At 70.3% G+C, this 22,749-nt stretch carries 24 protein-coding genes; 13 read left to right on the plus strand and 11 right to left on the minus strand.

Annotated features, from left to right (window positions below):
* Positions 1–144: 144 nt before the first annotated feature.
* The 3 genes from ABZ707_RS21365 (at position 145) to ABZ707_RS21375 (ending at position 2,568) form a co-directional block, all read left to right on the plus strand.
* Positions 145–882, plus strand: a complete 738-nt coding sequence (locus tag ABZ707_RS21365) for a methyltransferase domain-containing protein (protein ID WP_360177441.1) — start codon at positions 145–147, stop codon at positions 880–882.
* 395 nt (positions 883–1,277) lie between these two features.
* Positions 1,278–1,976 carry a type 1 glutamine amidotransferase domain-containing protein gene (locus ABZ707_RS21370; RefSeq protein ID WP_360177444.1) on the plus strand — a complete coding sequence of 233 codons (699 nt, stop codon included), beginning with the start codon at positions 1,278–1,280 and terminating at the stop codon, positions 1,974–1,976.
* Positions 1,977–2,109: 133 nt separating this feature from the next.
* Positions 2,110–2,568: a thioesterase family protein gene (locus ABZ707_RS21375; RefSeq protein WP_360177070.1), complete on the plus strand. Its 459-nt coding sequence runs from the start codon at positions 2,110–2,112 to the stop codon at positions 2,566–2,568.
* Between the two features lie 159 nt (positions 2,569–2,727).
* On the opposite strand, the gene ABZ707_RS21380 is transcribed toward ABZ707_RS21375, so the two are convergent.
* Positions 2,728–3,291 (minus strand): TetR/AcrR family transcriptional regulator, encoded by a 564-nt coding sequence (locus ABZ707_RS21380; protein ID WP_360177073.1) that lies wholly within the window; start codon positions 3,289–3,291, stop codon positions 2,728–2,730.
* A 232-nt stretch (positions 3,292–3,523) separates the two neighbouring features.
* Between ABZ707_RS21380 and ABZ707_RS21385 the strand changes: the two genes are divergently transcribed.
* Positions 3,524–3,988, plus strand: coding sequence for a nuclear transport factor 2 family protein (locus ABZ707_RS21385; protein ID WP_360177076.1), 465 nt, complete (start codon positions 3,524–3,526; stop codon positions 3,986–3,988).
* A gap of 107 nt (positions 3,989–4,095) precedes the next feature.
* On the opposite strand, the gene ABZ707_RS21390 is transcribed toward ABZ707_RS21385, so the two are convergent.
* Positions 4,096–4,707, minus strand: a complete 612-nt coding sequence (locus ABZ707_RS21390; RefSeq protein WP_360177079.1) for a helix-turn-helix domain-containing protein — start codon at positions 4,705–4,707, stop codon at positions 4,096–4,098.
* A 235-nt stretch (positions 4,708–4,942) separates the two neighbouring features.
* Here ABZ707_RS21390 and ABZ707_RS21395 point away from each other — a divergent pair, with 235 nt between their 5' ends.
* The 4 genes from ABZ707_RS21395 to ABZ707_RS21410 all read left to right on the plus strand — a co-directional run bounded on the left by ABZ707_RS21395 (position 4,943) and on the right by ABZ707_RS21410 (position 10,098).
* Positions 4,943–5,926, plus strand: a complete 984-nt coding sequence (locus ABZ707_RS21395; RefSeq protein WP_360177082.1) for an NADP-dependent oxidoreductase — start codon at positions 4,943–4,945, stop codon at positions 5,924–5,926.
* 29 nt (positions 5,927–5,955) lie between these two features.
* On the plus strand, positions 5,956–6,393 hold the full coding sequence (locus ABZ707_RS21400; protein ID WP_360177085.1) for a nitroreductase/quinone reductase family protein: 438 nt from the start codon (positions 5,956–5,958) through the stop codon (positions 6,391–6,393).
* 285 nt (positions 6,394–6,678) lie between these two features.
* The gene (locus ABZ707_RS21405; RefSeq protein WP_360177088.1) at positions 6,679–9,132 is read left to right on the plus strand and encodes a SpoIIE family protein phosphatase; all 2,454 of its coding nucleotides are present in this window, start codon (positions 6,679–6,681) and stop codon (positions 9,130–9,132) included.
* Positions 9,133–9,189: 57 nt separating this feature from the next.
* Complete coding sequence (locus ABZ707_RS21410) at positions 9,190–10,098, plus strand: aminoglycoside phosphotransferase family protein (RefSeq protein WP_360177091.1); 909 nt, start codon at positions 9,190–9,192, stop codon at positions 10,096–10,098.
* Positions 10,099–10,116: 18 nt separating this feature from the next.
* On the opposite strand, the gene ABZ707_RS21415 is transcribed toward ABZ707_RS21410, so the two are convergent.
* Entirely contained in the window at positions 10,117–10,731 is a 615-nt protein-coding gene (locus ABZ707_RS21415; protein WP_360177094.1) for a TetR/AcrR family transcriptional regulator, read from the minus strand.
* Positions 10,732–10,928: 197 nt separating this feature from the next.
* On the opposite strand from ABZ707_RS21415, the gene ABZ707_RS21420 reads away from it, so the two are divergent.
* The gene (locus tag ABZ707_RS21420) at positions 10,929–11,789 is read left to right on the plus strand and encodes an oxidoreductase (RefSeq protein WP_360177097.1); all 861 of its coding nucleotides are present in this window, start codon (positions 10,929–10,931) and stop codon (positions 11,787–11,789) included.
* 6 nt (positions 11,790–11,795) lie between these two features.
* Here the strand turns inward: ABZ707_RS21420 and ABZ707_RS21425 are convergent, their stop codons facing one another.
* Genes ABZ707_RS21425 through ABZ707_RS21450 form a run of 6 tightly spaced genes read right to left on the minus strand, consistent with a single transcriptional unit; the run spans position 11,796 to position 17,598 of the window.
* Positions 11,796–13,403, minus strand: a complete 1,608-nt coding sequence (locus ABZ707_RS21425; RefSeq protein WP_360177100.1) for a fused response regulator/phosphatase — start codon at positions 13,401–13,403, stop codon at positions 11,796–11,798.
* Positions 13,400–14,869 carry a HAMP domain-containing sensor histidine kinase gene (locus ABZ707_RS21430; protein ID WP_360177103.1) on the minus strand — a complete coding sequence of 490 codons (1,470 nt, stop codon included), beginning with the start codon at positions 14,867–14,869 and terminating at the stop codon, positions 13,400–13,402. The genes ABZ707_RS21425 and ABZ707_RS21430 overlap by 4 nt, the downstream gene beginning before the upstream one ends.
* Before the next feature lie 2 nt (positions 14,870–14,871).
* Positions 14,872–15,969, minus strand: coding sequence for an ATP-binding protein (locus ABZ707_RS21435; protein ID WP_360177106.1), 1,098 nt, complete (start codon positions 15,967–15,969; stop codon positions 14,872–14,874).
* Entirely contained in the window at positions 15,957–16,379 is a 423-nt protein-coding gene (locus ABZ707_RS21440; RefSeq protein WP_360177109.1) for an anti-sigma regulatory factor, read from the minus strand. The genes ABZ707_RS21435 and ABZ707_RS21440 overlap by 13 nt, the downstream gene beginning before the upstream one ends.
* Complete coding sequence (locus ABZ707_RS21445; RefSeq protein ID WP_360177112.1) at positions 16,376–16,750, minus strand: STAS domain-containing protein; 375 nt, start codon at positions 16,748–16,750, stop codon at positions 16,376–16,378. Before ABZ707_RS21445 ends, ABZ707_RS21440 begins: the two co-directional genes overlap by 4 nt.
* On the minus strand, positions 16,747–17,598 hold the full coding sequence (locus ABZ707_RS21450) for an STAS domain-containing protein (protein WP_360177115.1): 852 nt from the start codon (positions 17,596–17,598) through the stop codon (positions 16,747–16,749). The genes ABZ707_RS21445 and ABZ707_RS21450 overlap by 4 nt, the downstream gene beginning before the upstream one ends.
* A 304-nt stretch (positions 17,599–17,902) precedes the next feature.
* On the opposite strand from ABZ707_RS21450, the gene ABZ707_RS21455 reads away from it, so the two are divergent.
* Positions 17,903–18,169, plus strand: coding sequence for a hypothetical protein (locus ABZ707_RS21455; protein ID WP_360177118.1), 267 nt, complete (start codon positions 17,903–17,905; stop codon positions 18,167–18,169).
* A gap of 634 nt (positions 18,170–18,803) precedes the next feature.
* Here ABZ707_RS21455 and ABZ707_RS21460 read toward each other — a convergent pair.
* A complete protein-coding gene (locus tag ABZ707_RS21460) occupies positions 18,804–19,214 on the minus strand; it encodes a transglycosylase SLT domain-containing protein (protein WP_360177122.1) in 411 nt (136 codons plus the stop codon).
* A 361-nt stretch (positions 19,215–19,575) separates the two neighbouring features.
* Between ABZ707_RS21460 and ABZ707_RS21465 the strand changes: the two genes are divergently transcribed.
* The 3 genes from ABZ707_RS21465 to ABZ707_RS21475 all read left to right on the plus strand — a co-directional run bounded on the left by ABZ707_RS21465 (position 19,576) and on the right by ABZ707_RS21475 (position 21,461).
* On the plus strand, positions 19,576–19,941 hold the full coding sequence (locus ABZ707_RS21465; RefSeq protein WP_360177125.1) for an MmcQ/YjbR family DNA-binding protein: 366 nt from the start codon (positions 19,576–19,578) through the stop codon (positions 19,939–19,941).
* 308 nt (positions 19,942–20,249) lie between these two features.
* Entirely contained in the window at positions 20,250–20,984 is a 735-nt protein-coding gene (locus ABZ707_RS21470) for a hypothetical protein (RefSeq protein WP_360177128.1), read from the plus strand.
* 12 nt (positions 20,985–20,996) lie between these two features.
* Positions 20,997–21,461 carry a hypothetical protein gene (locus tag ABZ707_RS21475; RefSeq protein ID WP_360177131.1) on the plus strand — a complete coding sequence of 155 codons (465 nt, stop codon included), beginning with the start codon at positions 20,997–20,999 and terminating at the stop codon, positions 21,459–21,461.
* Positions 21,462–21,626: 165 nt separating this feature from the next.
* Here ABZ707_RS21475 and ABZ707_RS21480 read toward each other — a convergent pair whose 3' ends face one another.
* Positions 21,627–22,739 (minus strand): LLM class flavin-dependent oxidoreductase, encoded by a 1,113-nt coding sequence (locus ABZ707_RS21480; RefSeq protein WP_360177134.1) that lies wholly within the window; start codon positions 22,737–22,739, stop codon positions 21,627–21,629.
* Positions 22,740–22,749 lie beyond the last annotated feature (10 nt).

Here is a 22,749-nt window from a genome sequence, read left to right on the forward strand (position 1 = left end):
GCGATTCATACTCACCCGTGGGTGACTCCCTTGCCCATCGTGTCCGAGCCTCTCACTCGGTCGGCAACGGCGTCCGGCCGTAGCGCATGACCTGGCGCTTTGTTCAATTGGGCCTACGATCGCCTGATGGGAAACGGACATCGGATGGACCGGAACATGCGTACGGTGGACGATGTGCTCAGGCTCTTGGACGGCCTGTTCGCGCCGGAGGCCGACCGCTGGACGGCCGACGCGGCCTCCTGGTGGGACGGTTTCTACGCGGATCGCTCCAAGCCGGTTCCGTTCTTCGTGGCGAAGCCGGACGAGAACCTGGTCTCGTACCTTGACCACGGCCTGATCAGGGCGGGTCGCGCCCTCGATCTGGGTTGCGGCCCAGGTCGAAACGCGCTTTACCTCGCCTCGCTGGGCTTTGAGGTGGATGCCGTTGACCTTTCCCCGGCGGCCATTGCCTGGGCCGGGGAACGCGCCCGGGAGGCGGGAGCCAAGGTGCGGTTTCACTGCGGTGACGCATTCACCGTCGTCGGCGGCGAATTCAACGGCCCGTACGACCTGATCTACGACTCCGGCTGTTTCCACCATCTGCCGCCGCACCGCCGCATCAGCTACCTCGCCCTCCTCGACCAGGCTCTTGCCCCCGGCGGCCTTTTCGCCCTCACCTGCTTCGCGGCCGGCGGCATGGGGTCCGAACTCCCCGACGCCGACTTCTACCGCCAGTCCCGCCTCAATGGTGGCCTCGCCTACACGCCTGAGGCCCTGCGCTGGATCTTCTCCGATCTGACGGAAGTCCAACTACGCCGTATGCACGACGAACCCCCCGAGTCTCCCCGCTTCGGCGAACTCTTCCTCTGGACAGCCCTGTTCCGACGTGGCGCCAGGCCGTAGCTGCCGGGCGATCACGCCGCGCCATCTGCCGGCGCTCGGGGGCAGGGAACCCGAGCCGTGATCCGCCACGGATACGAGATGCCTCGTGGACAGGTGGACAGAAGAGCCGCATATCGCTCTGGTGGTGTTTCCCCGGCGGTCTCCCTGGCCAGGTGTGCTCGCTGGGAAGCCGAGGTGTCCTCGCTGTGAAGTGGGGAGTAGCGTGAGATTTAGGGCTCGGGCGTGCGTATAACGGTAGGTCCTCACCCGGACCGCTCGCACAAGAATCGGACACGCGGTGTACGGCACGACGCTGTCGCCCGACTGCCGAGAGCGAAGGGTGCCCCGTAATCCCTGGTGGATCAGCATCCCTGGTGGATCAGCGAGCGGCCGGCCAGGCCGAGGAGGCGATTTTGATGGCGAAGATCCTGTTCGTTGTCACGGGGGCGAGTTACTGGACACTGAAGGACGGCCACAGACATCCCACCGGCTTCTGGGCCGAGGAGTTCGTGGCCCCGTACACCGCGTTCACGCAAGCCGGTTACGAGGTCACGGTGGCGGCGCCCGGCGGCGTGGTGCCGCGAGTCGACACCATGAGCCTGTGGCCTGAGATGGCCGGCGGCGCGGAGGCCTCCCGTGATGAGGAGATGGTCCTTGAGCGTGCCGACGAACTGCGACACCCGATGCCTCTGCGGGATGTCCGCGTCGAGGACTACGACGCGGTCTTCTATCCGGGCGGCCACGGTCCCATGGAGGACCTGGCCTTCGACAAGGACTCCGCCAGGATCTTGACGGAGGCTCTCGCCTCGGGCAAACCGCTGGGTGTGGTCTGTCACGCCCCGGCCGCGATGCTGGCCACCAAGCGGGCCGACGGTACGTCTCCGTTCGACGGATATCGGGTCACCGGTTTCACCAACGACGAGGAAGAGGCGGTGGGTTTCCTGTCCCAGGCCAAGTGGACAATGGAGGACGAGGTCAGGAAACTCCGGGTGGCTTACTCCCGCGGCCCGGTCTGGGAGCCGTACACCGTCGTCGACCGCAATCTCCACACCGGTCAGAATCCGGCCTCGGCAGGACCGGCGTCCCGGGAAATCCTCAAAGTCCTCGGGAGATGAAACAGCCTGGTCGGAGCCAAGGCTCGGCAGGCTCGGCCGGTGTTGCGAGCGTCACAACGGTGAACGAACTGACGGGCGGAACCGTTTGGAAAGTGCAGGTTTTTTGCCTTATGCGCTATCCAGGAGAAGAACGATGCCCCGTACCGCCCGGACCGTCGCCACACCGACCGCCGACGTCGGTGTCCTGATACCGGTGGATGTCCACTTCGACGACCTGGACACGCTGGGCATGCTGCACAACAGCCGCTATCAGGTGCTGGTCGAGCGAGCCTGGGTGGCGTTCTGGCGGGACCGGGGTTTCGGTGGCGAGAAGGGCATCGAGGGGGACGGTTTCAATGTCATCAAGGCGTTCAGCATCACCTATGACGTCCCCGTGACGATGTTCGGCCAGTACGGCGTGCACCTGTGGGTGGAGCGCATGGGGACCACCTCGACGACCGCGGGCTACCGGGTGTGCTCCGCCGACGGGGGTACGACGTACGCGCACGGCAGCCGTACTGTCGTCCGTCTCGACAGCACCACACTGCTGCCCACACCGTGGTCCGACCGGGCCCGGGAGGTCGCCAGGACCATCGAGGCGCCGCAGGTCTGAGGCCGCGCGGCGCCCAGTCGTTGACGGTCTCAGGGTCTCAGGGGCTCAGCGGGATGGAGCCGCTCGCCGTCACGGACCGGTCCCGGCCGCTGTGGCCGAACGGCCCTCCACATACCGGACGGGAAACCGTCACCGGCCGCGGCAACGCCCCCGCCTGGTTCAGGACCACCACGCGGGGGCGCAGGCGTTGACCGCCTCGACCAGTGCGTCCCGCGTGATGGTCTCGTCCAGCAGCCATTGTTTGATCGCGCCGACAAAACCGTGCGAGAGGAACTGGGCCACGATCATATGACTGCTCTCCGGCACCGGTGAAGGAACCGATCGCTCGATGAAGGGCAGGCTGTACGCCGCGAAGTGATCGGCCAGCGCCGCGTAGACGCCCTGATCGGCCGGGTCATGAAGGGCCCGGCGATAGATGTCGGCGAAACGCAGTACGTGGTCGGCGATGTCCTGGGTGGCCAGCCGAAGCGCCTCGTCCCCCTGAGTGTCACCTGTCATGCGACGGGCTTCGTCCTCGTGACGGGCGGCAGCCAAATCCCTGCCCAGTACGTCGACCAGTACGTCGAGCGGTGTGCCGTAGCGGTTGTAGACGGTGGCACGGCTGACGCCGGCCCTGTCGGCCAGTTCGGAGACGCTGATCCGCGACGCTGGGCGCTCGCGGGCGAGAGTGACCACCGCCGCCTCCAACGCGCGTGCCGTGCGGCTGATTCGCGGATCCACCATGCCGCCCCTCCTCGCTTCTCTCCGCCTTCGCCGATGGTGTCACGCCGACCGCCCCGGACGGGCCGGGGCGTCTCGTGTGGACCTGGGGGTGCGGAGACGGTCTGCCCTCGTTGGGCGGTTACGGTGCCGCGCGTTAGTCTATTTGACAGGTGTCAAATAGATGGCCGCCGCTCAGCGCCGGCCACCCACGCCGTATCCGCATCTCGTTCCGCTGACCGCTCGGAGAATCACCATGGGAACGCACAACACACTCTCTGCTCAGGAAGGGGCCGACCGCCTCGCCATCCGTGAGCTCATCGACGCTTACGCGCACTGCGCCGACAGGCGTGACGCGGAAGGCCAGATGGCGCTGTTCACCGAGGACGCGAGCTTTGTCGTCCACATGGACAGCCGTTCCGCCGAGCCGTCACAGCGGCTGCGCGGGAGGGAGGCCCTCGCCCCGGTCTTCGGCAATCTGCGGACCTATGAGACCACCACTCATGTCAACGGCCAGAGCACCGTGGTCCTCGACGGCGAGCTGGCCACCGGCGAGTCGTACTGCCTCGCACACCATGTGTGGACCGTCGGCGGGCGGCGCACCCTCATGGTGGCCGCCATCCGCTACCTCGACACCTTCACCAAGCGTGACGGGCGCTGGTACTTCGCGGAGCGCAAGCTGATGGTCGACTGGACCGAGACCCGCCCCTTGGCTTCCTGAGGCCACCGGCCGCAGGGGGGAACGCCCGGGCCGCTGAATCCGGCCGCCCCTGTGGACCGGCTTGGATCGGCCCCCTGTTTCGCGTTCCGTATCGTCAGCGGCTGGTGTCAGGGGCGGCAGACGCGCTGGACGAGGTCCTGCCAGGTGCGGGCGAGCCGCTCTTCCACCTGGAGCGCGGTGCTGCTGAGCTCGGTCGCCGACATGTAGAGCAGGAGCGGGCCTTCGAGGGCCGCGGTGAGCTGGATGGCGAGCAGAGTGAGGTCGGCGGGGCCCAGGTCGATCTGCCCGAGCAGCATCCGGATATGGGTCTGGGACGTCTGGGAACCGGCGGGGACGGGTTGGCGGCCGTCGAGTGCCGCCCGCGCGATCTCGCGGTGCTCGACGAGGAAACGCACACGGGCCTGTCCGTAGGCGATGAGGCGCTCGACGGGCGGAGCGCCGGGGCCCAGTGGCGGCGGACCGGCCAGTATCTGCTCCTGCACGACGCGTTCGCCGTCGTCCAGCAGCGCCTGGAAGATCCCCGCCCGCGTACGGAAGCGGCGGTAAACGGTCCCCTTGCCGAGTCCGGACCGTTCGGCCAGAGCGTCCATGGTGAGCCGGTCCGCGCCGAGCTCGGCGAGCATCTCGCGCGCCGTGGCCAGCAGGTGCAGCCGGTTGCGGGACGCGTCAGCGCGTTCGTTGGGTGACGACGCGCCCCATGTCACAACTGGCCGGTTCATGGCGTCACTCTACTGCCCCACTGGCTAAGCGGGGTAAAGTCCGCTTATGCTCGTCGGGACGCCGTCGAGGCTGCGACACGCCGCGGCCTCGCGCTGTCCGGGGTTCCCGGCCGACGGTGCGGGACGCCGTCGGCCCGGCAGGACAAGAACGAGGCAAGGGGCTGGCAATGACCACAAGCGACACCATGGCGGACCTGATCAGGCAGCGGGTCGGGCGGTGACCGGGCGGGCGGCCGTGGGAACGGTGCGCGCGATAGCGGCCACCGCCTGGGGCGGAGTGGATGTCATCGAGGTCGTCGAGGTGGCGTCGCGGCCGCCAGGGCGGGGTGAGGCCGTGGTCGCCGTACACGCGACGGCGATCAGCCCGTTCGACCTCAAGCGCGCGGCGGGGATGATGGGCCGCGACGAGGACATGCTGCCGCTGCGCCTCGGCAACGAGGTCGCCGGCATCGTCACCGCTGTCGGTGCGGACGCGATCGGGTTCGACGGTGCGCCGCTCGCGGCCGGTGACGAGGTGCTGGGGCACTGGCTGCCCGGAGCGCAGGCGGACGAGATCACCGTGCCCGCGGACACGCTGCTGCGGAAGCCGTCCGCGCTCGGTTTCGCCGAAGCGGCCGGGCTGCTCGGCAGTGGCACCACCGCCGTGCACACCCTGGACGCGGCCCGTGTGCACGACGGGGACGTGGTCCTTGTGCACGGTGTGTCCGGGGCGGTCGGCGGCATGGTGGCTCAGCTCGCGAACCTCCGCGGTGCCCGGGTGATCGGCACCGCGTCACCGGGCCGCCACCAGCGACTGCGTGCCATGGGGGTGCAGCCTGTGGCCTACGGCGACGGCCTGGGCGAACGTGTTCGGGCGCTTGCTCCCGGGGGTGTCTCGGCAGCCGTCGACACCGTGGGCACCGATGAGGCGATCACGGTGTCCCTGGAACTGGTGGCCGACCCCGCCCGGGTCGTGACCATCGCGAACTATCAGGCGGCGCTCGCCGCGGGAGCCCAGGCGCTCGGCCCCGGACCCGAAACCGAACGCGTCCGTACCGCCGCCCGGCTGGACCTCGTACGCCTGGCCGCGGCCGGCCGGCTCGCCGTCACCGTCGCCGGCGAGTTCCCACTGGAGCAGGCCCGCGCCGCCTACACCGTCCTGGCCGGTGGTCATTCCGGCGGCAAGCTCGTACTCCGCCCGACACCATCCCCCGCATCGCGCTCATCACGATCCGTCTGAGCACCGCACGGACACGACCGGAGGACTCCATGCCCGACCAGTACGCGGACGCCAACGCCCGAGTGATCGAACAGTTCCGCGCCAACGGTGGCGAGGTCGGCGGCCCCTTCGAGGGGAAACGGCTGGTGTTGCTGCACCATGTCGGCCGCGCCAGCGGCCAGGAGCGGGTCACGCCCCTGGTCGCCGCCGGTGACGGGGACGCCTACCTGGTGTGCGGGACGGCGGGAGGCGCACCCCGGGACCCCGCGTGGGTGGCCAATATCGAGGCCGGACCCGGCTGGACCACCGTGGAAACCGGTCGTGGGACGCTCCGTGCGACGGCCACCGTCTTCCGTGCCGCCTCGCCGGAGTGGGAGCGGCTCTACGGCATCTGGTCGGCGTACTGGCCCGACAGCGCCCAGTACGAGACCCGCACCACCCGCACATTCCCCATCATCCGTCTCGAACCGCTCACGGGGACGCGGTGACTCTCGTGCCGCCCGCCCCGCCGCCGTGGTGACGTGGGGACCATTCGCCACGTGCGGACTATTCGCCGCGGTGCGGGAGCCGACCGCCACCGGTCCCTGTCGCGTCTCCACGGGGCGACTGACCAGCGAAGCGCTCAGTGAACGGTTCGGGCGGCAGCGCCTTGCGGCCGTCGAGCGGGCGGGGCGGCACGCTTCGACGTCCGAGATGAACCTTTATCGACCGATATGGCCGGGTAGGAGGCGAGGGAAGAGCAGGACGCTCCGTCGGGGAACGAAGGAGCCGCAATGGATGAACACGCCGATGCCATGGGTGAGCCGGGCTTCTGCTTCCCGGCTCCCGCCGTCGCGGTGCTGGACGAACACGGCGGGATCGTGGAGTGGTCCGCCGAAGCGGAGCTGCTGGTCGGTATGGCCTTCGCGGAGGTGGAGGGCCGGCCCTTCGACGATCTGCTGACCGCGCCCGCGACGCGGAAGTCCCAGCCGGTGGACGGGACGCACCCCGGGCCGGACCCGGCGGAGCCGGGCGGGTCCGGCGCCGGTACCCGCGCGGTCCTCGCGCACTCCGCGGCGGGCGGGCACACGGAGATCTATCTGTGGGACTCACCGCTGATCGGCCACGGCCGCCGGCTCGTCCTGTTCGTTCCGTTCGGCCAGGCACTCGGATGGGGGCACGGACTCTCCTTCCTGAACGCGGTATTCGGTCAGGACATGGTCGGCATGTCCTTCCATGACACCGATCTCGCTGTTGTGCGGACGAATATCACCCCCGAGATGTTCGGTGGCCCCCCGCTCACTCCCGGTGACCGGCTGGACGCCGTCATGCCGACGGATGACGCGGCGGCGGTCGAGGCGGTCCTGCGGCGGGTCCTGAAGACGGGCGTCCCCATCTTCGGGCACGAGTTCCAGATGCGTTCGCGGAGGCCCGGAGAGCGTCAGTGGACGCTGTCCCTGAGCGTGATGCGGATGGAGAACGCCCGGGGGGAACCGGCCGGGCTGATGGTGCTGGTCCACGACGTCACGGAGCAGAGCAGGATCCGGCGCCACCGGGATCTGCTGCACCGGTCCGCCAGCAGGCTCGGAATGTCCCTCGATGTCACACGGACGGCGCGCGTGCTGGCCGACATCGTCACACCGGAGCTGGCGAACATCGCCACGGTCGACCTGGCCCAGCCCATCCTGTCCGGCGGTGAACCGCCTCAGGTGTTCGCCGCCGGGGAATCCGATCTGGTCCGCATCGCGGTCGCCTCGACCGACGGCCCGTGGCCCGCGGAACTGCTCCAGGTCGGCGGTGTCTACACCGTTCCGCCGCTGAGCCCGCAGTTGCGCCTGTTGCAGAAGAACCGCTCCGTCCGGCTGAGCCGCGGCGAGGTGACCCGCGCGCTGGGGGAGCGGGCCGCCCTGTTCGTCCCTCCCGGCGCCCACACCTTGGTGGTCACACCGCTGCACGCCAGAGGCCGGCTGCTCGGCACGATCGCGGCGTGGCGCACCGGGCAGCCCGGGGCGTTCGACGACGCGGAGACGGAGCTGCTCGCGGAGATCGGATCCCGGGCCGCGCTCGCCATTGACAACGCGCGCCGCTACGCCAGGGAGCACCGTACGGCGATGGCCTTGCAGCGCCGGCTGCTGCCCTGGGCGACCACGGACACACCGGCGGCCGAGACCGCCGCCATCTACCGGCCGGCCCACGGCGGACACGCCGTCAGCGGAGACTGGTTCGACGCCATCCCGCTGCCGTCCCTGCGGGTGGCGCTGGTCGTCGGTGACGTCTTCGGGCACGGCCTGATCGCCAGTGCCACGATGGGACGGCTGCGCACGGCCATCCAGACCTTCGCCGATCTGGAACTGGATCCCGCGGAGGTCCTCACACACATCGACGACCTGGTGCACCGGCTCGCCGCCGAAGCACCGGCCGCCACGCGTGATGTGGTGGGAGCCACCTGCCTGTACGCGGTCTACGACCCGATCACCCGCCGGTGCACCCTGGCCAGCGCGGGGCAGCCGCCGCCGGTGCTGATCGGTCCCGAAGGCACTCCCCGGCTGATCGATGTCAACGCCGGTCCGCCCCTCGGAGTCGGCGGCGTCCCTTACGAGTCCGTGACCACCGAGATCGAACCGGGCAGCATCCTCGCTCTCTACACCGACGGCGTGCTCGGTCTGGAACCGTACGCGGACGGCGACGGAATGCGCCGTCTCCAGGACGAGATCGCCGTTCAGGCGCGCTCGCGGATGACACTGGACGACATCGGGCGGGCCGTCCTCGGCGACGCTCCGGGAGAACCGTCACGCGACGACGTCACCCTGCTGCTCTCCCGTATGCGAGAACTGCCCAGCGGCAATGTGCGGAGCTGGAGATTCCCGGCCGACCCGAACGCGGTCTCCGAGGCCCGCGCCGTGACCAGGCACCAGCTCCACGACTGGTATCTGGGCGACATCGCGTTCACGGCCGAACTCGTGGTGAGTGAACTCGTCACCAACGCCATCCGCTACGCGGGCGGGGGGCCGGTGGAACTGCGCCTGATCCGGGACGGGGCGCTGATCTGCGAGGTCACCGATCCGAGCAATACGCAGCCGCGGCTGGTCAGGGCGGGCGACACCGACGAGGGCGGGCGCGGACTGTTCATCGTGGCGCAGTTCACCACCCGCTGGGGCTGCCGCTACGGACGCAGGGGCAAGACCATCTGGACCGAGCTGCCGCTTGTCGAGAACGCGACCGGACAGGACATGGTCCTGCCGGACTGACCGCCGGACGTCAGTAATGCGTTGCCGGGAGTCACCGCCGGAGGCGATGATCGGGGGATGGTTTCCCTCGCCCAGGACGGCCGCGCCGGAATCGACGCCGCGCTGGTGAAACGCCTGATCGCCACGCAGTTCCCGCACTGGAGCGGCCTGCCCGTCACTCCGGTGGAAGTCGACGGCTGGGACAACAGGACCTATCGCCTCGGCGACGACATGACGGTCCGGCTGCCCACGGCCCCCGGCTATGTCCCGGCGGTCGACAAGGAGAACCACTGGCTGCCCCGGCTGGCCCCGGCACTGCCGGTCGCCGTCCCGCCGATCCTGGCCAAGGGCGCTCCGGGCGAGGGATACCCCTTCCCGTGGTCCGTGCGCGGCTGGCTGCGCGGCGAGACGGCGGAGCGAGGGCGTATCGATGACATGCCGCGGTTCGCGACCTCGGTGGCCGGGTTCCTCCTCGCTCTCCAGGGCTGTGGGACCGACGGCGGCCCGGTCGCCGGAGAGCACAGTTGGTACCGGGGGGCGTCGCCGGACCACTACGACGAGGAGACCCGCCGCTGCCTGGCCCTGCTCAAGGGCCGTGTGGACACCGGCCGGGCCGCCGCCGTCTGGGACGCCGCACTCGACGCCCAGTGGTCCGGGCCGCCCGTGTGGTTCCACGGCGACATCGCGTCCGGCAACCTGCTGGTCGCGGAGGGGGATTTGACGGCTGTCATCGACTTCGGCACCTCGGGCGTCGGCGATCCCGCCTGCGATCTGGTGATCGCGTGGGGGATGTTCTCCGGCGACAGCAGGAAGGCGTTCCGGCGCGCGGTCGGCCAGGACGACGGCACCTGGGCGCGCGCCCGGGGCTGGGCGCTCTGGAAAGCCCTGCTGGTCCTCTCCGAGTGCACCGAAGCGGATCAGGAGCGCGCTGCCCTCAACCGGCATGTGATCGGTGAGATCCTGGCCGACCACGACCGTTTCGGGTAACGGGCGGGGTCCGTCCGGTCAGTTCGCCGGAGGTGTGGACGTCGTCATGATGTGGCGCCAGATCTCCATGGAGGTGGCGGCGGCCTGCGCGAGTTCGTCACCGGGGGCACACGACGCCTGGTAGAAGCTGCGCTCCGTCATCCAGCAGAGCGCGCGGGCGAGGGCCGGGGCGTCGGCGGGCCCGGGCCCGTCGGGCACGCCCGCCTTCAGCAGCAGGCCCGTCATCGTCTCGGCGAAGAAGCCGACCGTCTCGTTCCACGACCGGCCGATGGCGGGGTGCACCGGCGCGTAGTCGACAGCAGCGCGCATCACGGTGCCGTGTTCGCGCCATGCCGTCTCGACTCGTCCTACGGCTTGCTCCATGGCGTCGAGCGGCGAGGACGCCAGGTCCACGGCGGTGTTGGGGGCCTCCGCCCGGATGGCGGCCATGGTGCGGTCGACCAGCGCCGCCAGCACCTCCTGCTTGGATCCGAAGTAGAAGTACAGCGACCCACGGGAGATACCGGCGCCCTTGGCGATCGCGTCGACTGTCATCTTCTCCAGGCCGATGCGCTCCAGCAGTGACTCCGCGGTGTCGAGCAGAGCCTGCTCCCGCTGGTCACCCTTGCTCGGAGCGCCGCTCCGTCTGCCCATCGCGTGTCCTCTCCCCAGGCCGGGCCCTCGACCGGCTCTCTGTGAAGGCTACCGCCACCCACCGACAAATCTACTTCGTGCTGGAAAAAATCTGCACTGTGTAGACTGGAGGGGTGTCGTCCCGCCTCGGCAATGGGCCGAGGGGCTTTCCACCAGGGAGGCGCGGGACTCCGGACACACCACAGGAGACACATCTCATGAATGACACACCGCGCAGGACATTTCTGATCACCGGCGTCAGCAGCGGGCTGGGCCGCGCCTTCGCCACCGCCGCACTGCGGGCCGGCCACACCGTCGTCGGGACCGTGCGCAAGGAGGCCGACGCCGAGGCGTTCACCGCCCTCGACCCCGCACACGCTCATGTACGTCTGCTCGACGTCACCGACGAACGGGAGGTCTTCGCGGTGGTCCGGGAGGTCGAGGAGTCCGTCGGAGCCATCGATGTGCTGATCGCCAACGCGGGCTACGGGCTGGAGGGCACCTTCGAGGAGACCACGATGGCCGCGCTGCGCGACCAGTTCGAGGTCAATGTCTTCGGCGCCGCCACAACCGTGCAGGCCGTCCTGCCCTTTATGCGCGAACGCCGCCGCGGGCACATCATGGCCGTCACCTCCATGGGCGGTCTGGCCGCCTTCCCCGGTGTCTCGGCCTACTGCGGCAGCAAGTACGCCCTGGAGGGCATCCTCGAGTCGGTGGGCAAGGAGGTCGCGGGCTTCGGCATCCATGTGACCGCCCTGGAGCCGGGCTCCTTCCGCACCGACTGGGCGGGCCGCTCGATGGTTCGCGCGCCTCGGACCATCGCCGCCTACGACGAGCTGTTCGACCCGATCCGCACCGCGCGCCGGACGGCCAGCGGACAGCAGCTCGGTGATCCCGACAAGGCCGCCGCCGCCGTCCTGAGCATCCTCGACGTGCCGCGTCCTCCCGCGCACCTGGTGCTCGGATCCGACGCCCTGCGCCTGGTCAGGGCCGGGCGTGAGGCCGTCGATCAGGACCTCGACGGCTGGGAGGAACTCTCCCGCTCGACCGACTTCCCGGTGGGCGCCGACATCAGGTGACCCAGGTCAGGCCAGGCGGACGGCGAGCAGGGCGATGTCGTCGGCCTTGTGCTCGCCGAAGGCCAGCAGCAGCGCGTCGCAGAGCTCCGTGAGCTCCGCCGGGCCGGCCAGCGCCGCGGCGCTGAACGCGGCGAGGCTGTGGTCGAGATGTTCGGTGCGCACTTCCACCAGCCCGTCGGTGATGAGGACGAGGCGGGTGCCCGGTGCGGTCTCGTAGGCCGTCGCGACCGGATGCGGCAGGCCGAGCCCCAGCAGCGGGCCGTGATCGTGAAGGAAGCGGGCCTCGCCGTCCGGACCGAGCAGCAGCGGCGGGATGTGGCCGGCGTTGGAGACATGAACGCGGCGCCCGCCCGGTTCGATCAGGATCAGGCACAGCGTCACCGTGAGCCCCGGCCTGGACTGGGCCAGCAGCCCTTCAAGGCGCTCATTGATGTGGTGCGGCGGGTGGCCCTCCAGGGCGTAGGCCCGCAGTGCGTGACGTACCTCGCCCATGACGGTGGCCGCGGCCAGAGAGTGGCCCGCGACATCCCCGATGGCGAGCAGGAGTCCGTCCGCCGTCTCCAGCGCCTCGTAGAAGTCGCCGCCGATCTCGGCGTGCGCGGAGGCGGGTACATACCGCACCGCCAGATCGATGCCGGGGACGTCCGGCAGGCGGTCCGGCAGGAACGTCCGCTGGAGGGCCAGCGCGAGCGAGTGCTCCTCGTTGTACGTCCGCAGCGCTTCCAGCGACAGGGCGCAGGCGTGCGCCAGCTGCTGGAACAGCTCCCGGTCGTCGGTGGTGGGCACGGCGTCGGCGGGGACGGCGAGACAGACGGGCGGCCGGCCGCGTTTGGTGCGGGCCACGACCAGGACGACATCGCCGTCGAGATGGTCGAAGGGCAGGAGCGCCCTCCACACGGCGTGCGGAAGCACCGCGGTCGCGGCCCCGGTGCTGGTGCCGAGCGAGTGCGCGGCGAGCTGTGCCAGCAGGTCCGGATGCGCGGGCAGGGAAGTGGGAGTGGCGCCGGGGGCGGCGACCGCGCTGTGGACGGCCTGCCCCTGCGGGGTCAGGAAGACCGCGGTGGCCGCGCTGGACATCAGTGCGGCGCTGCCGCTGGTCGCGGCGGCGGCGAAGGAGTGGAAGCCGATGGCCTTGTACACGTCCAGGGTCGTGCGGTTCAGGGTCGTCAGGCGTGCGGCCAGCCGCTCGGCCCGGCGGCGGGCCCTGGTGTACCGCAGGGTGGCGGTGACCGTGGCCAGCAGCTCCGCCGGGTCGATGGGCTGGTTGAGATAGGCGTCGGCGCCCCGGTGCAGACCCTCCGCGTGGTCCTCCGAGGTGATGGCGGCGGCCGAGACATGGATGACGGGCAGATGGGCGGTGCCGGGTGCGCGTTTGATGCGTTCGCAGACCTCGAAACCACTCATGTCGGGCAGCCGCACATCGACGATCGCGGCCTCCGGCTGAGGCGTGTCCGGAGAGGCCAGCAGCGCCAGGCCCGCGGCGCCGTCGCTCGCGTCGACCACCGTGTGACCGGCCCGTCGGAGCCAGCTCCCGAGGACATAGCGGTTCGTGTCGTCGTCATCGATCACCAGGACGGTGCCGGGCGCGTCGTCGAGCGTGGCGTCATCGCTCACTGGTCTGCCTCCGCGTGGTGTTCGAGGGGCACGAGGACGCCCATGCCGGCCGGACCGGCTCGATCCGCTCCGGCCGGACCGGTTCCATTCGCCTGGACCGGGGGAGCGGCGGCCGAGAGGTCCGGCAGCCGTACCTCGACGCGGGTGCCGGATCCCGGGGCGCTCGTCAGTGTCAGTGTGCCCCCGAGCAGCTCCGCGAGGGTGCGGGCATAGGGAAGACCGAGGCCGGTTCCCTGCTTGCCCCGCTGATGCGGGCCGGGCACCTGGTAGAACTCCTCGAAGACCCGCTTCAGCTCGGCCCGGGGGATGCCGACCCCGGTGTCGGTGATGGTGAAGGTCAGCCACGGCCGGGGTCGCGACCGGTCGGTGTCGACCGCCAGGCGTACCTCGCCCCGCTCGGTGAACTTCAGCGCGTTGGACAGCAGATTGCGCAGGATGCGCGTCAGCAGCACCTCGTCGGTGACCACGACCGGCAGGGCCTTCGGTTCGGGCATCACCAGGGCGACGTCCTTCGCGGCCACGGTGCTGAGCAGCAGCCCGCCGAGCTGACCGACCAGTGTGCGCAGATCGACCGCGCCCGGCTGGATCTCCAGTTGGCCCGACTCGGCCTTGGCGACATCCAGGAGATCACCGACCAGCGCGAGCAGTGTGTTTCCCGAGGAGGCGATCAGCGAGATCTGCCGCCTCTGCTCGTCGTCCAGGGACGGCGAGTCGGGGGCCAGCAGCAGCCGGGACAGGGCCACCACCGAGTTCACGGGCGTCCGCAGCTCATGGCTGATGTTCGTCCAGAAGCGTGTCTTGGCCTCGCTGGTCTCCCGTAGCTGGCGGGACTTGTCCTCCAGCTCGGTGTGGAGAGCGACGACACCGCTGTTGGTGTCCTCCAGTTCCTGGGAGAGCTCGGTGTAGAGGGCCAGCACGCCCTGGTTGGTCTCCTCCAGCTCCTCGTTGAGCCGGCGCAGTTCCTCGCGCTGGGCGCGGGTCTCCTCCAGGGTCGCGATCAGGTCCCGGGTCTGGGCCCGCAGATCCTCCGCCAGCGTGGGCAGTGTGCTCAGGCGCAGGGCCTCCTGCACCTGGACGTACCGGGACGCGGGCGGGAGACCGCCGGGCGGCAGCGGCTGCTCCACCACGATGCGGCCGCCCGCCCGGCCCGGCTCGTGCCGGACAAGCTGCACCAGACGGGAGGCCAGCTCCAGGGACTCGCGGCCCGGCGCCGAACCACCGGCCCACGCGAACGTCACCACGAGCGCCGCCGGTTCTTCGGCGCGCAGGGTGAACGTCACGGTGAGAGCCGCGCAGCCGAGCCGGTCCCGGCCCAGCTCGCTCAGCGCCGTCGCCAGCCGCACCTGGTCCTGGCGCTCCACACCCAGCGCCTCCGCGGCCGTCTGGCCACTGCGCCGCAGCGCGAACACGTCCTGCGCGGAGGACAGCTCGAACGCCAGGAGATGTCCCTTGTCCCGGAACGGCATGATCACCAAGCTCCCTTGACGACCACGATCCCGGCGTCGTCGCGGCGGACCGCCGCCTCTCTCAGCAACTGCCCGGCCACCACGGCCGGAGTGTGCTGGAGCAGGCCGGGCATCTTGTCCGTCGTCCACCGTTCGGTCAGACCGTCCGAATGCATGACGAGCGCCCCGCCCGGGACCAGGGGCACCTCGAAGGTGCGCAGGCTGCGCATCTGCTGCCCGACGATGCCCGGCGCCGACAGCAGCCCGCTGCGCGCATCGGGACCGATGAGGAAACCGCTGATGTTTCCGATACCGCAGTACAGCAGGCGTTGCGCCTCGGGTTCGATCCTGGCGATCGCCACCGCGCCACCACGCGTGCCGCGCAGAGCGGTGTGGACCTCGCGCAAGATCTCCTCGGGGCGGCGCGCCGGAGTCCGCTTGAAGGCATTGACGGCCGCCTCACCGGCCCTGGCGGCGAGCGGCCCGTGCCCGAGCCCGTCGCACACGATCACCAGCAGCGCGGGCCCGCGCGCATCCGTACGCGGCCCGTCGGGACGGTCGGCCGTACCGGGGTCGACGCGGACGGCCCAGGCGTCGCCGCAACTGGTCTCGCCGCTGATGGGCCGTGTGATGCCCGCCGCGACAGAGCCCTGGACGGCGGGCCGGCCGGCTGCCCTGGAGCCGGGGCTCCGGGCCCAGAACTGCGCGGCCATGACGGTGCCGCGGCCGGGAATCGAGTGGATGTCGAACGCGTCGGCGAGCCGGGCCACCGCGCCGAGCCCGATGCCGAGTGTGCCCGCCGTGGAGGTGCCGTCGGACAGCGCGGTCGCCACATCGGCCATACCGGGACCGGCGTCCACCGTGATGAACTCGACGCCCGCCTCGCTCTCGGTGCGCAGCACACGCAGCAGGAGTGACCCGTCGACCGCGTGCCTGCTCAGGTTTGTCGCCGCCTCGGTGACAGCCAGGGCGACCTCAGACGCGCGGTGGCTGTCCAGGCCGATACGGCGCGCCAGTGTGGCGGCGGCTCCTCGCGCGGCGGACGGCAGAGAGGGATCGTCGCGGAACCAGGCGATGTCCTCACAGTCCAGCACTACCGGCGTGCCGGTCACCGGGCCCATTTGATCACCGTCACGGTGGTGCCGCGTCCGGCCTCGGTGTCGAGGGCGAACTCGTCGACCAGACGGCGGGCGCCGCTCAGTCCGAGTCCCAGTCCGCCGCCGGAGGTCCATCCGTCCGTCATGGCCAGCTCGATGTCCGGGATGCCGGGACCGGAGTCCTCGAACACCGCGGCCACACCGAGCCGCCCGTTCTTGCGCACCAGCCCCGCGCGCAGTACGCCGCCGCCTCCGTAGACCAGAGTGTTACGGGCGAGCTCACTGGCCGCGGTGATGAACTTCGTCTGGTCCACGAGCGACAGTTTGCACCGCTGCGACAGGACTCGGGCCAGTTGCCGTGCCCGTACGACATCGTCGTTGCGTGTGATGGGGTGGGTCTGCGGTTCTTCCTCCGCGGTCCAGGGCGCGGTCATGCCCGGTCCGTGCGGCTGTCGGATCGCCGCAGCAGGGCCAGCCCCTTCTCGAGGTCGAGCGCGGTGCGTACACCGCCCAGCGACAGGCCCAGTTCCACCAGGGTGATGGCCACGGCGGGACGCATCCCGACCACAACGGTCTCGGCGTCGAGCATGCGGGAGATCGCCGCGATGGTGGCCAGCATGCGTCCCACGAAGGAGTCGACTATCTCGACGGCGGTGATGTCGATGACGACCCCGCGCGCCGCCCTGGCCACGATCTGTTCCGCCAGGTCCTCCTGGAGGTTCAGGACCGTCTGGTCCTCCAGGTCGACCTGGATGGAGACCAGCAGGACATCGCCGATCTGCAGAACGGGTACGCGTTCGGTCACCGCTGGCCGCCCTTGTGCGCCACCAGGTCGACGCCGGACTTCCGCAGCGCGAGCTGCAGGGCGTCCGCCAGGCTCGCCTTGGTGACGATGTCGCCGAACTCGATCCCCAGCGCGACGATGGTCTGCGCGATCTGCGGGCGTATACCGGACACGGTGCACTCGGCGCCCATGAGACGAGCCGCCACGATGGTCTTGAGGAGATGCTGGGCGACCTGGGTGTCGACCGCCGGCACACCGGTGATGTCGATGATCGCCTGTTCCGAGCCGGTGTCCACGAGCGCCTGGAGGAGCTTCTCCATCACGACCTGGGTCCTGGCGGAGTCCAGCGTCCCCACGAGCGGTACGGCGATCACACCGTCCCAGAGCTTGACCACGGGCGTGGACAGCTCCATGAGCTGGTCGGCCTGGGCGCTGATGAGCTCCTCACGCGTCCGCGTGTAGGTCTCGATGGTGAACAGGCCGAGATCGTCCAGCAGCCTGCTCAACCGCAGATACGCCTGGACGTCCTCCGTCGAACCGTCCCGCAGGATCGGTTCGATCATCTGCTTCAGCGCGAAGACACTGACCGCCGTCTCGGTCGGCGTGAAGCCCTGCCGTGCCCGGTTCCGGGACAACTCGGTGAGCAGCGCCCGCACTTCGGACATCCCCTCGGAGTGCGCGTCGGCGGCGCCGTTGCGCAGTGCCTCGACGAGCGCGGTGAACAGCTCGTTCAGCTCCCGGTCCAGCTCGGCCCGGCTCACCCGGCCCCTGAGGGAGTTCGAGACATGGTCCACCCACTGGGCCGCCAAGTCCTGGTCGTCTGCCGCGAGCAGTCTTACCAGCCCCGCGGTCGTGTCCTGCTTGGCCATGGCGCGCTCCCTTAGTAGTAAAGAGTTGAAGTATGGCAATCATTCGGAAGCGTACGGCATCGGCCGACCGCGGGATTTCGAGAGCGCGCGGTTCCGGCCCAGGGCCCGGCGCGGCCTTCCCGGCAGCCGGAGAACTGTCGGAACCCCCCTGACCGACTACCCGGGATTGCGCGGGTGACCAGGTGTCCTGCGTCACTTCGCCGGTGGCCCGCGGCATACGGGGCCCGGCGTCACCGGGTCCGCCGGCCGCTGTCGCCGGTGCCCGATATCGGCCGGTGTCAGTGGCGGCTGGGATGCTGCCGGTATGGACGAGCTGATGCGGCGCCGGGTGTACGGCGCCGACCATGATGATCCGGACCCGGGGCCTCAGCCGGGACACGTCTACCGGGAACTGGTGGGCGGCCCGCTCGACGGGCTGCTGCTCGACGTCACGGGCTGGCCGGACCGGCGGCTGCGCGAAGGGGCCGCGCTGCTCACCGAGATCGGTTCGTACGGGGCGGGCGGTCACGCGGAATACGGACCCCGTGACACCGATCCGCGGCGATGGGACTGGCGGGGCGACACCCCGTAGGAGACACCCCGTGGAGCGGCGTCACGGGACGCGGTGGTGCCGGGGCGTGGCAGCAGGACGGCATCGCGCCCAGGTAGGGGGCCCCGCCGTGGGTGGTCAACTCCCGTGCGGACAGGGGGCATCGGAGGCCGTTCCGCTGCCGCGCCGACGGCGGCGGAGAGCGTTGGGGCATCCCGTGCCCCCGGTGGGCGCGCGACGACAGCTACGGCGCTGTGGGACGCACCGCATCCGACGCCGCGCGCCGATCCACCGGGATTACTGTGCGTGCCCGCTCCGCGGATGCCGGACGAGAACCCGGCCCGAATCGGACCGCCCGGGCACCGGGCGGTTTTCCTCCACGGCGCGGAATTTCAGGAACACACCTGAAAGCACGGAGCGGGAAAGCGAAACATCGGGCATCCAATGAATTTCGCCTGAATACGGTCGGGGGTCGTCTCCTGTGCGAAGGGATTCGCCCCGGTGGCCGGAAAGCACTTCCGTGGACTGGTCGGGCCCATGAAGAGAAAAGATGAATCCGAGAATTCTCCCACGCTCAGGGTTTTTCCGTAATGTCCGGCGGATCGGCGCGGTGTCGGATGCGGTGCGTGGCAAAGCGCCGTAGCAGTCGTCGGACGCCCGCCGGGGATTACGGCCCTTAATACCAGTTGTTCCTCTGCCAGAAGCTCCAGGCCCGGCAGGGGGTCTTGTACCGGGTCTTGATGTACTTCAAGCCCCACCGGATCTGCGTGCGGGGGTTGGTGCGCCAGTCCGGTCCGGCCGATGCCATCTTGTGGGCGGGGTACGCCTGGGGAATTCCGTACGCGCCGGACCTGGGGTTCCCGGCTCGATGGTTCCAGCCGCTTTCGCGGGTCCAAAGACGGTTGAGGCACCGGTACTGCGCAGGGGAGAGCATATTGGCCGCGATGGCGCGGTTGCTGCCGGAGACGGAAGGCGAGGCATGTGCCTGCGTGACACATAGCGGGGTCGCCAGGAACACGGCGGTGACAGTGAGGACGGTGGCAGGACGCAGGGGGCGTCCGGGCATTTCGAGAATGCGTGGGGACACGTGGTGTCCTTTCTGCGGGAACAGGCCCACGGCTATCCGCGGGCTTTCCAGTTCCTACTACCGTAGGGTCCTCATAAATAGAGTGGGTTGTTATGAGAGGCCGTGTGGGTCAAGCACGCACCTTTCGTGTGGCTTGCCCCCCGGGGCCGTTAGCGCGCGGCGCGCCGGGTCCATGACGTCACGAGCCTCTCCACGGACCGCCGGGCGGGGCTGTCACCGTCGGCCTCCCACCGGCACCCGAGCCCGCTCCGGCTGGTCAACTCCCCTCGGCTCCAACCGTATTGGCCAGGGGGCAGGGCGCCTCGGGAACGGCCGGCGGCCCGCTCACCACCAGCCGCGACCGCCGTCTACGGTGGTCACCGTGATTGATGCGAATGATGTCCGCCGTATCGCGATGTCCCTTCCGGAAACGGTGGAGAAGGAAGCGTGGAGCATGCCCACTTTCCGGGTCGCCGGAAAGATGTTCATCACCGTCCCGGACGACGAGACGTCGTTCGCCGTACGGTGCCCGAGGCATGAGCGGGACGAGCTGATCGCGGCGGAGCCGGAGAAGTTCTGGGTGCCGCCGCACGAGGCGAGTTCCGCGTGGGTACGGGTGCGGCTGCGCACTCTGGAGGACCTGGACGAACTGCGCGACATCCTGGTGGACTCGTGGACCCAGGCCGCTCCGGAACGCCTCGTGGAAGCCTTTCCCGCGCTGCGGCCCGGGGCGGGACAGAGCGCCTGACCGACGGCGGCCGGGACCCGCCCCGTCCCGGCCGCCCCCGTCCGCCCGGCTGCGGCCGGTCCGGGCGCGGCGCCCGGCCGCATCACTCCATCAGGTGATTGAGCTGGGAAAACGCCCTCGACTCGGCGGGGATGCGAGATTCTCGTGCCCCATGCGACAGACCGATCTCGCGAGCCACTGTCCGCCGGACCCCGGCTCGCTCGGGCGGTTGCGTCCTGCGGGCCGGCTCGCGAGATCCGGTCCGGTGGACGGACCCGGGGCGCGGAGCCCCTGGCCGGTCGCGACAGCGAGTAGAGGAGACCAAGGGCATGCGTGTTTCGTGGAGGAGCGGTACGGCGTCCGTCTGTCTCGCCCTGGCGGTGACGGCGTCCGGTACGGCGGGGACCCACGCGGCGCCCGCGACGAACAACGCGGCGACAGGCGGGACACATGTGGCCGGTGTGGCGCCTCCCGCCGAGGAGAGGACCTTTGTCTCGACCACCGCCACCGCCACGTCGGAGACGACGCTGCGCGTGGTGCTGGACGCCAAGTCCCATGGCGTACCGCTCAAGTTGACCCGCGCGGAGAGGCAGCGTATCGCCGCGATCGTCCGCGGTCGGCCGGCCGGGGGCCGGACCGCCGCGCGAGAGTTCGTGTCCGGTGCCTGGCAGCCGGGATCCGGGGCCGGGCTGAAGAAGGGGCCGGGGACGCTCCGCTGCGACAGGAATCCGAGCTGGAGCGACGCGAACGGCACGCTGAGCGCTCGCTTCAACTGCCGGTACGGCACCATCAACTGGGGCTACAAGATCTCCACGCGGGTGAAGTCCCTCATCACCGGAAACGTCAATGAGCGAGGCGTCTCCTGGTGGAACAACGGTAAGAGGAAGCCGAAGAACGCCGGGCATGTGGTGGGCAAGAGCTACCATTTCCACGGCACTCTCAAGCCGGTCAAGCACGACGATCGGGTGCAGTTCCAGGACTACATGACCTTCCGGGTCAATATCGGCGGGAGGACCGGCACCGGCTCCCTCACCTGGGCGGCGGACGTCAGGGCCAAGAAGTGACGAAGTGGCGTGATGAAATTGACCAGCGCCTCGGCCCTGCGATGGGCCCACATCATTCTGCGCCAGCTCGGCGATCCCGCCGGCCACACGCTCCACGCGACGGCGGTGGTCGCTGAGCGGGATTCCGGGGCGCCGGCCACGGAGAGCGCCTTCTCCTCCCGTCTCCGCCTGAACGGAGAAGCGGAGCCCGGTGAATCGGAGGTGGAGGACGGCGAGGCCGTGCTGGTCACGCTCGCGTTCGACGACGACTCCTCCACCAGTGTGCTTCTGGAGGAGTCCCTGACGGTGGACGAAGCTGTGGCGCTGCTGGCCGAACAACTCCAGGAAGGTGTGCTGGAGCACACCGGGGGCACTCCGGCGCCTCCCTGTCCGGGCCACAGCCACCCGGCCGTGCCCGAGGTGGTGGACGGCGTGGCCTCCTGGACGTGCCCGGAGGACGGCAGCACGCGTCCGATCCTTCCCGTGACCGCAGTCTGACCCGGGACGGTTCACCGTTGCCCCGGCTCCGGTAGCGAGCGGGCCCCCGGGCGGGACATGACCGAGTCCCGCCCGGGGACTGTTCACCGGATGGCGCACGCGGCCATCGCCGTCCGGGCGCCGTCGCCCACCGTTCCTACGGCCCTGGCGAGCCCGGCGCCCCGGCTACCAGCCTCGGCGGTAATGGGGCCCCGAGCGCGCGGGGGCCGGCAGATATCCGCTGCGCAGCCTTGCCACCAGTGCGCGGCGCAGCTCCCGGTCCTCGTCCGTCTCCACCGCCATGTCCAGTTGGACGATGTCCACTCCGGCGGCCCGCAGCCAGCCGATGCGTTCGGCGACGCTCTCCGGTGAACCGACGAACGCGGCGGCGAGCGCCCGGCGCACATAGACGGTCGCCCGCTCCCGCTCACCGCCCGATCCGACGAGGCCACGCTCCCGGTCCCGGTCCAACTGGACCGCGTCCAGCCGGTGTCCCCTGTCCGGGTCCGTCGTCAGCCGTACGACATCCCGGGCGATGCGCCGGGCACGCTCCGCCGCCTCCTCGTCGGTCGCGGCCAGCACCAGCGTGACATGACGCCAGATCCGCAGGGTCCGGCCGTGCGCGGCGGCTGCCGCCCGGGCCCCGGCGATCCGCCGGCGGGTCGCGGACAGCGGTCCCGGCGCGACCGCGTACACCTCCGCGAACCGTGCGGCGAGGTCCACGCCCTCGGGGGACGAGCCCCCGAACGACAGCAGCTCGGCGCGCGGTCGCGGGCGCAGGCCCGACCGGGCGCCGCGTACCGCGTAGAACTCCCCCTCGAAGTCGAACTCCGCGCGCCCGGCCAGCGCCCTGGTGAACACCTCCAGATACTCGGCGGCCCGGCGGTAGCGCTCCGCCTTCGGCAGGGTGTCGCCGTCCCGTGCGACATCCGCGTCGCTCGAACCGATGATCACATGGGCCGACGCGCGCCCACCGGAAAGCCGGTCCAGTGTGGCGAGCGCGCGGGCCGCCGAGGTGGGCGCCGTCGTCCCCGCCCGGTGCGCCACCGATATCCGTAACCTGCTGGTGGCCGCCAGCGCCCAGGCGGCCACCAGCCAGGGGTCCGGCCAGGAGCTGGACTGTGTCACCAGCGCGCTGTCCAGCCCGTCCTCCTCGTTCTCCCGGGCGGCGCGCGCCACATGGTCCGGGTCCGCGTCGCGCTCGGGCGGGTCCGGGGCGAACCGCAGCGCCTGCCGCTCGTGCGGCGTGCGGCCGAGTACCGGAGCGGCCCGTACGCCCCCTCGCAGGTCGAGCTCCATACGCACTCCT

The organism is Streptomyces sp. NPDC006923, assembly GCF_040635655.1.
GTDB lineage: Bacteria > Actinomycetota > Actinomycetes > Streptomycetales > Streptomycetaceae > Streptomyces.

Coding starts and splice junctions, on each gene's coding strand:
- ABZ707_RS21365 (WP_360177441.1), top strand. CDS start 145: ATGGACCGGAACATGCGTACGGTGGACGATGTGCTCAGGCTCTTGGAC.
- ABZ707_RS21370 (WP_360177444.1), top strand. CDS start 1,278: ATGGCGAAGATCCTGTTCGTTGTCACGGGGGCGAGTTACTGGACACTG.
- ABZ707_RS21375 (WP_360177070.1), top strand. CDS start 2,110: ATGCCCCGTACCGCCCGGACCGTCGCCACACCGACCGCCGACGTCGGT.
- ABZ707_RS21380 (WP_360177073.1), bottom strand. CDS start 3,291: ATGGTGGATCCGCGAATCAGCCGCACGGCACGCGCGTTGGAGGCGGCG.
- ABZ707_RS21385 (WP_360177076.1), top strand. CDS start 3,524: ATGGGAACGCACAACACACTCTCTGCTCAGGAAGGGGCCGACCGCCTC.
- ABZ707_RS21390 (WP_360177079.1), bottom strand. CDS start 4,707: ATGAACCGGCCAGTTGTGACATGGGGCGCGTCGTCACCCAACGAACGC.
- ABZ707_RS21400 (WP_360177085.1), top strand. CDS start 5,956: ATGCCCGACCAGTACGCGGACGCCAACGCCCGAGTGATCGAACAGTTC.
- ABZ707_RS21405 (WP_360177088.1), top strand. CDS start 6,679: ATGGATGAACACGCCGATGCCATGGGTGAGCCGGGCTTCTGCTTCCCG.
- ABZ707_RS21410 (WP_360177091.1), top strand. CDS start 9,190: ATGGTTTCCCTCGCCCAGGACGGCCGCGCCGGAATCGACGCCGCGCTG.
- ABZ707_RS21415 (WP_360177094.1), bottom strand. CDS start 10,731: ATGGGCAGACGGAGCGGCGCTCCGAGCAAGGGTGACCAGCGGGAGCAG.
- ABZ707_RS21420 (WP_360177097.1), top strand. CDS start 10,929: ATGAATGACACACCGCGCAGGACATTTCTGATCACCGGCGTCAGCAGC.
- ABZ707_RS21430 (WP_360177103.1), bottom strand. CDS start 14,869: ATGCCGTTCCGGGACAAGGGACATCTCCTGGCGTTCGAGCTGTCCTCC.
- ABZ707_RS21435 (WP_360177106.1), bottom strand. CDS start 15,969: ATGGGCCCGGTGACCGGCACGCCGGTAGTGCTGGACTGTGAGGACATC.
- ABZ707_RS21440 (WP_360177109.1), bottom strand. CDS start 16,379: ATGACCGCGCCCTGGACCGCGGAGGAAGAACCGCAGACCCACCCCATC.
- ABZ707_RS21450 (WP_360177115.1), bottom strand. CDS start 17,598: ATGGCCAAGCAGGACACGACCGCGGGGCTGGTAAGACTGCTCGCGGCA.
- ABZ707_RS21455 (WP_360177118.1), top strand. CDS start 17,903: ATGGACGAGCTGATGCGGCGCCGGGTGTACGGCGCCGACCATGATGAT.
- ABZ707_RS21470 (WP_360177128.1), top strand. CDS start 20,250: ATGCGTGTTTCGTGGAGGAGCGGTACGGCGTCCGTCTGTCTCGCCCTG.
- ABZ707_RS21475 (WP_360177131.1), top strand. CDS start 20,997: ATGAAATTGACCAGCGCCTCGGCCCTGCGATGGGCCCACATCATTCTG.
- ABZ707_RS21480 (WP_360177134.1), bottom strand. CDS start 22,739: ATGGAGCTCGACCTGCGAGGGGGCGTACGGGCCGCTCCGGTACTCGGC.